The following is a 12751-nucleotide window of genomic DNA, read 5'->3' on the forward strand; positions in this document are numbered from 1 at the left end:
TGTGGCAGTCCCTTGCAAGGCTGTTGGTTAACCCGTCTATACGCGGGCGAATTGGAATCGTCAAAACACGATGCGGTGGGCGTTTGGCGATAACCCGCGCAGGCGATACGCGGGTATCACACCAAGGGTTACTGGCGGATCAACGGCTTAAGGGCCGCATCCTGATCGCGCCATTTTTTGATCGCATCGGCAATCGCTGCCACCATTACCGCCCGCCAGACCGGATCACGCAGGTTGTTCATATCACGGTCGTTGCTTAGAAACCCGACCTCGATCAGGACCGACGGAATATCGGCTGATTTCAGCACCGAAAACCCCGCATTGCGCAAGGGACGGCTGTTCATCGGCCCGCCTGCGGCCTTCATGCCGGCCACCAGCGTTTTCGCCGCCGCGACCGACCGTGGTTCGGTTTCCTGACGTGCCAGATCCAGCAAAATGCCCGCGACCTGATCATCCGATCCGGTCAGATCAGCCCCCGCGATAATGTCAGACCGGTTGTGGCGCGCCGCCAGATGTTCGGTGGCGGTGTCGCTGGCCTCCTCCGACAGGGTATAGACCGTGGCCCCTTTTGCGCCGCCCTGTTGCAGGCTGTCGGCGTGCAGCGAGATGAACAGATCCCCTTCGGCCTGATGCGCGATCGCGACGCGGGTTTCGAGCGCCACAAACATATCCGTCTCGCGGGTCATCATCACGTCAATGCCGTCCCGTTTCAACGTGTCGCGCAGGGCGTGCGCAATGGCCAGCATCAGGTCTTTCTCAAGGATGCCATCGTTTTCGGCCCCCGGATCAACGCCGCCGTGGCCCGGATCGAGAATGACCAAAAACCGGTCTTCGCCTTGCGGCTTGGCAGGTCTGGGCGGTGCCGCCAGCGCCAATGTCCACGCGGGATCGGTGGGCGCACCGGCCGCACCGGCAAATTCGCTAGGCTCGACCGGCTTTAGCGTGATCTCAAGCGTGGCTTTGCCCGATCCGCTGTCCACCGGCATCCCAATCTCACGCGGCAGCATCGGTTTGGCCAGATCAGCCACCAGCCGCGACCAACCGGGCTGAAACGGACCAAAGCGTAAATCACTGATATTGCCCGGTTCTGTCAGCAAATCAGCGGTTTTGACGCCCGACCAATCCGCCTCGCGAAAGTCCACAACAAGGCGGGCAGGATCATCCAGCAGGAACACCCGAAACGGCACCCCTTGGCTTAAATGCAGCGTCAGTGTGGTACTGCCAAACCAACCATCCGAAATCTCGCTTGGGCCCGGGTCAACGCGGGCCAGCGCCGTCAGCTCTTGGGCCGATACCGGATGTGCAAACGCCAAAAGCGTCGCCAATAGGGGGAAAAACCGCATGCCTGTCACCGTTCTGATCGTGGTGTTTGCGGGCAATCTATCACCTGCGCACCCGCGCGACCAGCCTTTCAGCGCGCCGCCATATAGGCCTTGAGCCGTGCAACCCCTTCGGCGATATCCGCGGTGCTGCGCGCATAGGAGAACCGCAAGGTTTGATGCCCGCGAACGGGATCAAAATCCAAGCCCGGCGTGACGGCCACACCTGCCCGATCAAGGATATCGCGCGCCAGAACACGGCTGTCATCGGTGATACCGGACACATCAGCATAGACATAAAACGCCCCGTCTGGTGGTGCAAAGCTGGTGAAGCCCGCAGCACGCAAGCCGTCGATCATCAACGTCCGGTTGGCGCGGTACACATCCATGTTGGCTTGCAGCTCGTCCTCACATTCCATCGCGGCAAGGGCCGCAACCTGACTGGCGTGGGGCGCGCAGATGAACATGTTTTGCGCAATACGCTCGACCACGCGCACGTGGTCCTCGGGGACAACCATCCAGCCAACCCGCCAGCCGGTCATGGAAAAATACTTGGAAAACGAATTGATCACATAGGCATTATTGGTGATCTCAAGCGCGGTGACGGCCTTTTTCTCGTATTCGATGCCATGGTAAATCTCATCCGAGATAAACGACGCGCCCTGCCCTTGGGTCGCCTCGATCAGCGCCTTCATTGACGGGCGATCCAGCATTGTTCCGGTGGGGTTTCCGGGCGACGCGACCAACAGCCCCTTCAGGTCCATACCGGCGAAATCCGCCGGAACAGGCTGATAACGATTATCGGGTGATGTGGGCAAATCGACGGGGTTCAACGCCAATGCCCTAAGGATCTGCCGGTAGCTGGGGTACCCCGGCGCGCCGATGCCAACCTTGTCACCGGTGTCAAAAAGCGCGGTAAAGGCAAGGATAAACCCGCCCGAAGACCCCGACGTGATCACCACGCGGTTCGGGTCCAGATCGACATTGTACCATTCGCCGTACATCTGCGCGATGCGCGCCCGCAAGGCTGGCAGGCCCAAGGCAACCGTGTAGCCCAACGAACCCTGATCCATCGCCTTGGCCAAGGCAGCAGTCGCGCCCGACGGCGCGCCCGTTCCGGGTTGCCCGACTTCCATGTGAATAATGTGACGGCCAGCGGCTTCGGCGGCCGATGCGGCTTGCATCACGTCCATCACGATAAAGGGATCGACCTGAGAACGGGTTGAAATGCGCATGGGCTTAATCCTAAACTTGGGGCAATGACCTTTCACCGCACCGCGTTGGTGCCGTCAACCCTTGTGCGATGGCCGAAAATCGCGCACCACCTGTGCCAAAGCCGCCCAAGGGCTGCGCAACAACAGTGAGTATTTCCAAGATGACCAAAGCGATCGCTTCTTCTCTTTTTTCCGGCGCAATGATGGCCTTGGCCCTTGGCGGGTCCGCGCAAGCCATGGATTTGACCGAATTGACCGACGCAGAGCGTGTGCAGTTCGGCGTCGAGGTGCGCGCCTATCTGATGGAAAACCCCCACGTGATCATGGAAGCGGTGAATCAGTTGCAAGCCAAAGAGGCCGAGGCGCAGGCCCAAGCGGATTTCAATCTGGTATCCGACAATGCCGACGCGATTTTTAACGACGGCTATTCCTATGTGGGTGGCAACCCCGAGGGCGATATCACCATTGTCGAATTCATGGATTACCGTTGCGGGTACTGCAAAAAAGCGTTTTCCGAAGTTGAGAAACTGGTGAACGGCGACGGCAACATCCGCTTTATTGTCAAAGAACTGCCGATCCTGGGCGAGCAATCCATGGTCGCCTCGCGCTTTGCAATTGCGACCAAGCTGGTCGCGGGCGACGAGGGCTATAAATCAATCCACGACGCGCTGATGAGCTTTAACGGGGATATCACGCCGACCTCGTTGGGCCGCTTGGCCAAAAGCTTTGATCTGGATGCCGACGCCATCACCGAAAAGATGGACAGTGCAGAGGTGACCGCAGAGATCGCTAAAACCCGCGCCTTGGCGCAGGTGCTTTCAATCTCCGGCACGCCCACATTCGTCATGCAAGACGAATTGCTGCGCGGCTATCTGCCTTATGATCAGATGAAAGCCATCATGGAAGAAAAGCGCGGCTGAAGACGGCCTTGGCCTGCGTGGCCGTCGCTTTGGTGGATGTGCAGGTTTATTGATACTAATCATATGGTTGCGGGCTCAACTTAATGCGTCACATCAAGTGGCGCGACCACCTCATCGGCCCCCTCACAAGAACCGCTGATGATAGCGGACCATCCGCGCAAAATGGGCATCAAGCGACCGTTTCAGATGCGGGGCCTCTTTCACCGTCAGGATATAATCCACCAACAGATCATATTGCTTGATCTGACGGGGCAACCGGTTTGACGGGATCAGACGCGATTGCCGCTCCTCCTCCTCGATCACTTGGGCGATCTGTTTTTCCGGCCAGTTTACAGCACCCTCGCCCGGCACCATGGCCTTGCCATTCATCAGCGGCAGCTCGGCATCGTAATGGGCAAAAATCGCGCGTTCCAGCGGTTCGACCTCTGCTTTGCTGTCCACGGGCCACGCCCAGACATAGGCGATTTCCCACACATCAATCTGCCGGTTTGCAATTACATCCGACCGGGCCGAGGTCAGATGCCGGCGCACCCGCGTGCGAATGCCATCGACCGACTGGCCCACGTAAATCGGCTGCTGGTCCAGATCACACAACGCATAAACGCCAATTTGATTGGTCAACGCGCTGAGCGCCCTACCCCGAAAGCTTTGCGCGGTGGTCATGCCACCGCTTCCAGACTGCGGCGCGCGAGGATCGGCGTGAATAGCGCGTGATCAAGGTATCGCACCACTGGCACGGCCACGCCGTCGCCCGCCACGCGGTAGGCGTTATTATAGGTGTCAGGCATCCGGTAACTGTCCGCCAGCCCCATCAGCCGCGCGACCTCGCGCGAGGAAACGAGCCGGGCACGGGTACTGTTGCCTTTGATAAACAACAGAATTTGGCGCGATGATCCGCCCGCAGGTGTGCGCAAGCAGCCCGCCAGCCCGTCTGTGCGCAGCTCTGCCCGTTGGCGCACATTGCCATCCGCGTCTGGCCGCCCGCGCTTGTAGATCGTACCGACCACGGTCCGCCCCGCCTTGCGGGCGACGCGCAAACGCTCAAGACTTGGGGGTGACATAAGGGTCATAAGGCGGTCTGTGTCGGCCTCGGAAAACCAAGGCATCGACGCGCGTTTTTCCAGCACATCATCTAACGCGTGATCGGCGGCGGGCGCATCGTCCAGCTTCCACCACACCCAGTTTGACCGAACCGGCCGCGTCGCGGCACCCAGAAATTTTTGCAACTTTTTGCCGTGAAACGCGTGCGACGGTTTGGGCACCGTCAGGCCCGTGATATCAATATCGTTCCGCACACAAACCACAAACAACCGGGGGCGGCTTTGCGGCAGGAAACGGCGTGCGTCAATCTCGAGCGCGCCAACCTTGTAGCCAAGGCCGACAAAGGTCGCGAGGACGGTGTTCAGATCAGCGCCCCCATTGCGCGACACCAACCCGACCACGTTTTCAAAGGCGATGATACGCGGGGCGAACCCAGCCTTGATCGCCACAGTGATCTTTTCCGCCCAATGGGAAAATACACCGCTGCGCGCCCCCGACAACCCACGCCCTTTGCCCGCGAGGCTGAAATCCTGACAGGGGCTGGACGCCCAATAAAGGTCGATCTGTTCGCGTAAAACCGCATCATCAAGGGCCGCGATATCGCATTCATGCAGCCCTTGGGTGCCCCAGTTCTGCCCGTAAACCTTGCATTTCATCGCATCAATGTCATTGGCCAGCACGCAATCCCAACGGTCTTGCAACGCAGCACGCACCATCCCGCCGCCGCAGAAAAATTCAGCGTATTTCGGGGGATGATCGGGGGTTTCAGCCATAGCTATTAGTATGAAATGCGGTTTTGCGTGTCGATGGCTAAATCGCCATCCGAGGCGCGCCGCATCACTCTGCCGCTTGCTTTTCGGCCTCGATCACGGCGGCGCGGGCTTCGACCTGTTCGACGATATGTTCGATCATGCCTTCATTGCCCAGCTTGTGGCTCTGCTTGCCCGCCAGATAGACCATGCCCGACCCGTTGCCGCCACCGGTAAAGCCGACATCGGTCATCAGCGCCTCTCCGGGGCCGTTCACCACGCAGCCGATGATGCTCAGGCTCATCGGGGTTTTGATATGCTCAAGCCGCTTTTCCAATGCCTCGACGGTTTTGATCACGTCAAACCCCTGCCGCGCACATGACGGGCAACTGATGATGTTTACGCCACGATGGCGCAGGCCGAGGGATTTGAGGATTTCAAAGCCCATTTTGACTTCTTCGACCGGGTCGGCAGAGAGGCTCACGCGGATCGTGTCACCAATGCCCATCCACAGCAGGTTCCCCATGCCAATCGCGGATTTGACCGTGCCGCTGATCAGCCCGCCTGCCTCGGTAATACCAAGATGGATCGGCGCGTCGGTCGCTTCGGCGAGCTGTTGGTATGCAGCAGCCGCCATGAACACGTCAGAGGCTTTGCAGCTAATCTTGAACTCGTGAAAGTCATTGTCTTGCAGGATCTTGATGTGGTCCAAACCGCTTTCGACCATCGCATCGGGGCAAGGTTCGCCGTATTTCTCAAGCAGATCGCGTTCCAGCGACCCAGCGTTCACACCAATCCGAATGGAACAATTGTGATCGCGCGCGGCTTTGATCACTTCCTTAACGCGCTTTTCATCGCCGATGTTGCCAGGGTTAATGCGCAAGCAGGCGGCCCCCGCTTCGGCGGCTTCGATCCCGCGTTTATAGTGGAAGTGGATGTCGGCAACGATGGGCACCGATACTTCGCGCACGATTTCCTTGAGCGCCTTCGACGATGCCTCGTCCGGGACGGACACGCGAACGATGTCGGCCCCCGCCTCTGCGGCCGCTTGGATCTGCGCAACGGTACCTTTGATGTCGGTCGTCAGCGTGTTGGTCATGGTCTGCACCGAAATCGGCGCGTCGCCACCCACGGGGACGTTACCAACCATGATCTGACGGGATTTCCGGCGGTAAATATTTCGCCAAGGACGGATGTGATTCAGCGACATGGACAGCACCTTTGGCAATAGATCAGCGTTGCCCGCAACCTATGCAGCCGCAGCCCCGCTTGCAATGGCAAGTGGCCTATTCTGTGGGGCTTGTTGTCGTGGCGTTTTGAAGTTCGGCAACCATTGTCGCAAGGGCCGAGTTTTCTTCCAGCAAGGCCGGTTGATACAGATCGGCGACGGCCTGACGCTGCAACGGCAGGTTCGACGTCACAGTGCCGCGGTCGCCAACGGGGCCGTAATACTGACCGTCCATGGCAAAATACAACGCACCGGATTCGCCAGTCCGCAGCATGGGCGGTTCCTGCGTTGCTGGCACGTCCCAGCTGTCGCCCTTGTTCATGATGCCTTCAAAGATCACCTTGCCATCTGCGGCGCGGATGCGGACCCACGACGGGTAAGCGGCAACCAAACGCAGCTCGGGTGCCGCATCTTCGACAACCTGCGGCATCGCGAAATCAACGAAAGAAGGATCAGCCGTGGCACCGGTCGACGGGATGCCGGCAATAACTTGATCGTTCATCGCGGGCGGCACAAAACTGCCAACGGTGTGCGGGTCAATCGATGCAATCGGCGCGTCACGTGCGATCAATACAGGTACATCAAGGGCTGCGGGACGGTACAAGCGGTCCAGCGCATCCGTGCGCGGCACAGTCAAATCCTGCGCCACGACAACGTTAGACGATGTTTTGGGCGCAGGGCTCAGCGCCCCTTCCAACGGGTCAAGGTCGGACAGGACCACGGGTGTTTCATCAACCGGCGTTACCTGCACGCGCTGCACTTCTTTCAGCACGCTCCAGCCGCCAAAGCCGATTGTGCCGATCAACGCCACCAACACCAGCACAGACCCCAATGCACCCGGTTCAATCCGGCTGAGCAGGCTGTCGCCCATTGGGGTAAAGGGTGTGGCGGGACGGTTGAAAATGTCGCTTTCCGCCTTGCGCATCAAGCGCTCTTCGCGGGGCGTCTTTTTGATCACGGATGCCTTGTCGGACATACCATGCGCAACAGAAAAGCCGGACTCCGCACAAAAAGACGCGAAGGCCTCGTCGGGGTCCATGTTCAGATAACGCGCGTAAGACCGGACATATCCGGCGATGAAACCGGGCGTGTCAAACGCATCAGGATCGGCATTTTCGATGGCAGCAATATAGGACGCTTTGATCCGCAATTCGCGTTGGACATCAAGCAGGGATTTGCCCATCGTCGCCCGCTCACCGCGCATCAAGTCACCTAGGCGCAACTCATACGCGTCGAAGCCGCGGGCTTCTACTTGCTCGTCCTCATTTGCCTTGGAGACCCAACGCCCGATCATACCTACGTCCCGTCGTTTTCGTGCCTGCTCCACTTTCTCGGGCCGTTTTCACGATTCGAGATGTGTTGTTTCTTGCGTTATCCTTAACACAAATCAACGGGCTACGAAGAAAAAACGTATTTATCCGGCTAATTCGGCACGATTCAGCGCACAATGCGACCACAAACCGTCCATTGCATGAACAAGACCGTCCATTTCGCGCGGGCCATGGACAGGCGACGGGGTAAAGCGCAAACGCTCTGTCCCGCGGGGCACTGTTGGGAAATTGATCGGCTGCACATAGATGCCGTACTGCTCAAGCAGCATATCCGACAGTATCTTGGTGTGCACAGGGTTGCCGACGATGACCGGCACGATGTGGCTGCCGTGATCAATGATCGGCAGGCCCAACCCTTTCAGGCGTAGTTTCAGTATCTTGGCCTGCTGTTGGTGCTTCTCGCGCAGCTCGGGCGCGGTCTTCAAATAGGCGACAGATGCCGCCGCCCCTGCGGCCACAGCGGGCGGCAATGACGTGGTAAAGATAAAGCCCGGTGCATAGGAACGGATCGCGTCGCACATTTTCTCGGACGCGGCGATATAGCCGCCCATCACACCGTATGCCTTGGCCAAAGTACCGTTAATGATGTCCAGACGGTGCATCAGGTTGTCACGTTCCGCAACACCGCCGCCGCGCGGGCCATACATGCCCACGGCGTGCACTTCGTCGATGTAAGTCAACGCGCCAACCTCATCTGCAAGGTCGCAAATCTGCTCAATCGGGCCAAAATCACCGTCCATCGAGTAAATTGATTCAAATGCAATCAACTTTGGCGCGGCAGGATCGTCCGCCGCGATCAATTCGCGCAGGTGATCAACATCGTTGTGGCGGAAAATGCGTTTCGCCCCACCGTTGCGTCGTACACCTTCGATCATCGATGCATGGTTTAACGCATCGGAATAGATGATCAGGCCCGGGAAAAGCTTGGGCAACGTGCTGAGGGTCGCGTCATTGGCGATATAGGCGCTGGTGAACAGCAAAGCCGCTTCCTTGTGGTGCAGATCGGCGATCTCGGCCTCAAGACGTTTATGGTAAATGGTGGTGCCTGAAATATTGCGCGTGCCGCCGGACCCTGCCCCAGTGTTTTCTAGTGCTTCGTGCATGGCTTGGAGCACGATAGGGTTTTGCCCCATCCCAAGGTAATCATTGCCACACCAAACAGTGATGTCTTTTTTCTCGCCATCGGGCTGCGTCCACTCGGCGTGTGGAAATTGCCCGTTGCGGCGCTCGATATCAATAAAGGTGCGATAGCGCCCTTCCTCGTGCAGACGATCAATCGCCTGTTCAAGCTGTTTGGTGTAATCCATCGCGCCTTCCTCCTAACACTCGACCGGGCCTTAAAGGCGTAGGACCCAGTCGCCATATTCGTGTTTTAGAATGAATACAGTTCTAACACTTTCGTTTCAATGCCTTAATCTGTCTCAATTGTCGCAGGTATTCGTTTAGGCCTTTTCATATGGCCTTCCTATGCCCCTTGTCCTTGCATGGGTTGATCGAAATCAAGTTAACGTGGATAGAATTAGGTCGGCGAATGACGTTGATTTAATGCCGCCACGCGAAAATCAACTTAAGACTGATGGTAAACAGCGCCATTAACCAAGGAATCAGGCGGGCCGTGCCCGAACTGGCCGCGCAACTTATTCCCGCTCTTCTATCCGGCCACAGGCCCATGCAACGCCCCTGCCCCCCTAGACACTGCGCGGCGCGCTGGTACGGTCGCGGCAAACTCCATGCATATGAAAGGTTTCTCCCATGCCGCTAAGTGATGTTCTGACCCAGATCGACAGCGATCTGGATGCCGCAACTGACCGTCTGTTCGAACTGCTGCGCATCCCGTCGATCTCGACCGATCCAGCCTATAAGGCCGATTGTGACCGCGCCGCCGATTGGTTGGTCGATGATCTGAACGCCATCGGAATCACCACCACCAAACGCGCGACCCCCGGTCACCCGATGGTAGTGGGCCATGTGGACGGGCCAGCGGACAAGCCTCATATCCTGTTTTACGGCCATTACGACGTGCAACCCGTTGACCCGCTTGAGCTGTGGAACCGTGACCCCTTTGACCCCGCGATTGAGGACACGGCAAAGGGCCGCGTGATCCGGGCGCGTGGTGCGGCGGATGACAAAGGCCAGCTGATGACCATCGTCGAGGCCCTGCGCGCTTGGAAAGCCGTTAACGGTGATTTCCCCTGCCGCATCACGATGTTCCTTGAGGGAGAGGAAGAATCCGGCTCGCCCTCGCTGGTCCCCTTCATGCAAGAAAACGCCGAAGAACTGTCAGCGGATTACGCGATGATCTGCGACACCGGCATGTTCCAATCCAAAGTGCCGTCCATCGTCACCATGCTGCGCGGGTTGCTGGGCGAAGAGATTACCATCACCGGTCCCGATCTGGACCTCCATTCGGGCATGTATGGCGGCATCTCGATCAACCCGGCGCGGGTGCTGGCGAAAATCATCGCCTCGCTGCATGACGACACGGGCCGCATCACGGTGCCCGGTTTCTATGATGGCGTGCCGGAACTGCCCGACGATATTCAGGCGCAGTGGCAGGGCCTTGCCTTTGATCACGCGACATTCCTGGGCGATGTGGGCCTGTCACAGCCCGCGGGCGAACAAGACCGCATGCCGATTGAAATGCTGTGGTCGCGCCCCACCTGCGAGGTCAACGGGATGTGGAGCGGCTATACCGGCGCGGGCTTTAAAACCGTGCTGCCGTCCGAAGCCCACGCGAAAATCAGCTTTCGTCTGGTCGGCGATCAAGACCCCGTCGCCATCCGCGAGAGTTTCCGCAAAATGGTGACCGACATGCTGCCCGTCGACTGCAAAGTCAGCTTCAAAGACCACGGCACCAGCGGTGGATCGGTGTTCGAGACGACCAAACCCGCCTTCGAGAAAGCCCGCAACGCGCTGACCGAAGAATGGAACATCCCCGCCGCCTATATCGGCTGCGGCGGGTCGATCCCGATTGCGGGGCATTTTCAAGAGATCGTGGACACAACGCCGGTGCTGATCGGCTTTGGCAAAGACGACGACGCAATCCATTCCCCGAATGAAAAATACGACATGGAAAGCTTTCATAAGGGCATCCGCAGCTGGGCACGGATACTGGACGCTTTGACGTAAGAAGGATGCTCGGGGGTGGTGTGCGTGATGGCTGCGCCGCCCCTATTAAACGACTTTGCCCAATTGCAGTATTGACATTACCGGTCCCCATCACATCGCTCATACTGGCACGATCCCCCCTTCTGTTAGGGTTTCGTACAAAACCGCTATTCGGAAGGTAGACACAAACTGGCGCTTCTAACCTTGGGAGGCGTGACATGCTGCAGAGCAGCTTTCTCCGAAGCGGAGGTTGACTGTCAGGGTGCAAACGGCACCAAAGCGTAGATTGAATCGGCGGCCTTGTAACTTAACCATATAAGTATTCCGCCAAGTGCAATTCGATGCCGAAGGCCTTTGTCATTGTTTTCAGTTAAGACATTAACCGGAAAAGCCCATTTCAAGTATCCGGACAGGAATCGGTATCCGAGAACCACAATACCAAGCGCATATAGGAAGAACGCCCAGCGAAATGCGTCCAGATCGCCACCAATCGGTAGCCAACGATCCATATAGTATGTGGCAATTACCAAACCTGCCGGCAAGGCGAGCAACCACACACCCATATCGTAAGCGAATGATCGATGGATTGCCGAATACCATGTGCGGTGTTTTGCGAGTTTGGTGTCGACGACTTGCCGTGCCGCTTTATAGAAAGTCATGTCATCTGCACGTACTGTAACATTACTCGAGTTAGGAGTCGGTTCAGATAGAACAGAAAACGGGTCCAGAAGCGGTGGTTTGGAAAAATCCAAGTCGACTTCGATTGAGTTTTGCGGTCTGGTATTTTGCGCATGCCGCTGCCATGCGGTGATGTTGTTGAAATAGATTTTCTGGATTGGGTGCGGGAGATTATCGCTTTCAAAAACTTCCGCATTTTCTCCGTACAATTGTTGGTCCTCATCCCCCGAAATCGAGACTGTGAGACAGAACGCGTCCTCAAGTAAAAAAGATTTGTAGCGTCCCCACTCCTCATCAGACATCTTTGGGTCTTTAGGTAAGCTCGAAATAGTGCTCTCGCCGAATTTGCGATTGATCACGCTAAGCTCTTGATAAAGCACTTTCACGTCATCAAGGCTTAGACTGAGCCCGCGAGCCGGGATTCTTTTTTCAAACCATCCAACCGGTGCTCTCTTAGTGGGAAGGTCTTGCGGTATCTGGATTTCACCAGATTCTTTTTCCATACCCCAACATATAGTGAGAACCACTAGAAATACACTACCCCTACGAAACGCAGGTAGCCCAAAGCTACCCAGTGATCTGAGAAATAAAATGTGGCCCTGTAGAGAATGACCTCTTTCCGCCCCCTTAGACCTAACCAACGCACAGTGTCCACGCGCCCTACATCATGCAGTACTTCGTTATATCGGCGGATATGAACTCTCCCCCCCCCAAACGAAAAAGACCACCCGAGGGGTGGTCCGTTTCGTACCCAACGCGTGGGAAGATAGTGGCGCGGTTGACGGGGCTCGAACCCGCGACCCCCGGCGTGACAGGCCGGTACTCTAACCAGCTGAGCTACAACCGCGCGATGGGGGCGGAATAGGCCAAGGGCGCGCAGGGGTCAAGTGATTAACGCGTCGATATGTCAGGAATATATTTATGCCGCCGCGCAGGCCATTGCGGCAGGTGGCAAAAGCATAAAACGCACGCGGTCAGCACCCCCGTTTGGGGATGAACTGACTGCGCATGTTTGAAAAATGCAGCGGTGGCGCGGTTGACGGGACTCGAACCCGCGACCCCCGGCGTGACAGGCCGGTACTCTAACCAACTGAGCTACAACCGCCCACTGCACGCTTTGTCGTAAACTTCAAAGCGTTGGGTGGTCATAGGGTCTGGCCCTG

10 protein-coding genes and 2 tRNA genes are annotated in these 12751 nt (G+C 57.5%); 2 read left to right on the forward strand and 10 right to left on the reverse strand.

Going from position 1 to position 12751, the window contains the following annotated elements; all coding sequences use genetic code 11:
* Positions 1-128: 128 nt before the first annotated feature.
* Positions 129-1343: an N-acetylmuramoyl-L-alanine amidase gene (locus WNY39_RS01470; RefSeq protein ID WP_342843478.1), complete on the reverse strand. Its 1215-nt coding sequence runs from the start codon at positions 1341-1343 to the stop codon at positions 129-131.
* A gap of 68 nt (positions 1344-1411) precedes the next feature.
* Positions 1412-2554, reverse strand: coding sequence for an aminotransferase class I/II-fold pyridoxal phosphate-dependent enzyme (locus tag WNY39_RS01475; protein ID WP_342843479.1), 1143 nt, complete (start codon positions 2552-2554; stop codon positions 1412-1414).
* A 140-nt stretch (positions 2555-2694) separates the two neighbouring features.
* Between WNY39_RS01475 and WNY39_RS01480 the strand changes: the two genes are divergently transcribed.
* Positions 2695-3453 (forward strand): DsbA family protein, encoded by a 759-nt coding sequence (locus WNY39_RS01480; RefSeq protein ID WP_342843481.1) that lies wholly within the window; start codon positions 2695-2697, stop codon positions 3451-3453.
* A 123-nt stretch (positions 3454-3576) separates the two neighbouring features.
* Here WNY39_RS01480 and WNY39_RS01485 read toward each other — a convergent pair whose 3' ends face one another.
* From WNY39_RS01485 to hemA, 5 genes are all read right to left on the reverse strand, one after another.
* Positions 3577-4116 carry a GIY-YIG nuclease family protein gene (locus WNY39_RS01485; protein WP_342843483.1) on the reverse strand — a complete coding sequence of 180 codons (540 nt, stop codon included), beginning with the start codon at positions 4114-4116 and terminating at the stop codon, positions 3577-3579.
* A complete protein-coding gene (locus tag WNY39_RS01490; protein ID WP_342843484.1) occupies positions 4113-5267 on the reverse strand; it encodes a DNA cytosine methyltransferase in 1155 nt (384 codons plus the stop codon). The genes WNY39_RS01485 and WNY39_RS01490 overlap by 4 nt, the downstream gene beginning before the upstream one ends.
* A gap of 64 nt (positions 5268-5331) precedes the next feature.
* Positions 5332-6453, reverse strand: coding sequence for a flavodoxin-dependent (E)-4-hydroxy-3-methylbut-2-enyl-diphosphate synthase (gene ispG, locus WNY39_RS01495; RefSeq protein WP_342843485.1), 1122 nt, complete (start codon positions 6451-6453; stop codon positions 5332-5334).
* 76 nt (positions 6454-6529) lie between these two features.
* Positions 6530-7765: a RodZ domain-containing protein gene (locus WNY39_RS01500; protein ID WP_342843487.1), complete on the reverse strand. Its 1236-nt coding sequence runs from the start codon at positions 7763-7765 to the stop codon at positions 6530-6532.
* A 120-nt stretch (positions 7766-7885) separates the two neighbouring features.
* Positions 7886-9109: a 5-aminolevulinate synthase gene (gene hemA / locus WNY39_RS01505; protein WP_342843489.1), complete on the reverse strand. Its 1224-nt coding sequence runs from the start codon at positions 9107-9109 to the stop codon at positions 7886-7888.
* Between the two features lie 445 nt (positions 9110-9554).
* Between hemA and WNY39_RS01510 the strand changes: the two genes are divergently transcribed.
* Positions 9555-10931 (forward strand): M20/M25/M40 family metallo-hydrolase, encoded by a 1377-nt coding sequence (locus WNY39_RS01510; RefSeq protein ID WP_342843491.1) that lies wholly within the window; start codon positions 9555-9557, stop codon positions 10929-10931.
* Between the two features lie 236 nt (positions 10932-11167).
* Here WNY39_RS01510 and WNY39_RS01515 read toward each other — a convergent pair whose 3' ends face one another.
* The 3 genes from WNY39_RS01515 to WNY39_RS01525 form a co-directional block, all read right to left on the reverse strand.
* Positions 11168-12091 (reverse strand): hypothetical protein, encoded by a 924-nt coding sequence (locus WNY39_RS01515; RefSeq protein WP_342843493.1) that lies wholly within the window; start codon positions 12089-12091, stop codon positions 11168-11170.
* A 267-nt stretch (positions 12092-12358) separates the two neighbouring features.
* Positions 12359-12435, reverse strand: a tRNA-Asp gene (locus WNY39_RS01520).
* Positions 12436-12616: 181 nt separating this feature from the next.
* A tRNA-Asp gene (locus tag WNY39_RS01525) sits at positions 12617-12693 on the reverse strand.
* Positions 12694-12751: the final 58 nt, after the last annotated feature.

Source organism: Sulfitobacter sp. AS59 (assembly GCF_038899995.1).
Taxonomy (GTDB): Bacteria; Pseudomonadota; Alphaproteobacteria; order Rhodobacterales; family Rhodobacteraceae; genus Sulfitobacter.

Excerpts from the sequence above, each read along its gene's own strand:
- WNY39_RS01470 (WP_342843478.1), bottom strand. The coding sequence starts at position 1,343 with ATGCGGTTTTTCCCCCTATTGGCGACGCTTTTGGCGTTTGCACATCCG.
- WNY39_RS01475 (WP_342843479.1), bottom strand. The coding sequence starts at position 2,554 with ATGCGCATTTCAACCCGTTCTCAGGTCGATCCCTTTATCGTGATGGAC.
- WNY39_RS01480 (WP_342843481.1), top strand. The coding sequence starts at position 2,695 with ATGACCAAAGCGATCGCTTCTTCTCTTTTTTCCGGCGCAATGATGGCC.
- WNY39_RS01485 (WP_342843483.1), bottom strand. The coding sequence starts at position 4,116 with ATGACCACCGCGCAAAGCTTTCGGGGTAGGGCGCTCAGCGCGTTGACC.
- WNY39_RS01490 (WP_342843484.1), bottom strand. The coding sequence starts at position 5,267 with ATGGCTGAAACCCCCGATCATCCCCCGAAATACGCTGAATTTTTCTGC.
- ispG (WP_342843485.1), bottom strand. The coding sequence starts at position 6,453 with ATGTCGCTGAATCACATCCGTCCTTGGCGAAATATTTACCGCCGGAAA.
- WNY39_RS01500 (WP_342843487.1), bottom strand. The coding sequence starts at position 7,765 with ATGATCGGGCGTTGGGTCTCCAAGGCAAATGAGGACGAGCAAGTAGAA.
- hemA (WP_342843489.1), bottom strand. The coding sequence starts at position 9,109 with ATGGATTACACCAAACAGCTTGAACAGGCGATTGATCGTCTGCACGAG.
- WNY39_RS01510 (WP_342843491.1), top strand. The coding sequence starts at position 9,555 with ATGCCGCTAAGTGATGTTCTGACCCAGATCGACAGCGATCTGGATGCC.
- WNY39_RS01515 (WP_342843493.1), bottom strand. The coding sequence starts at position 12,091 with ATGGAAAAAGAATCTGGTGAAATCCAGATACCGCAAGACCTTCCCACT.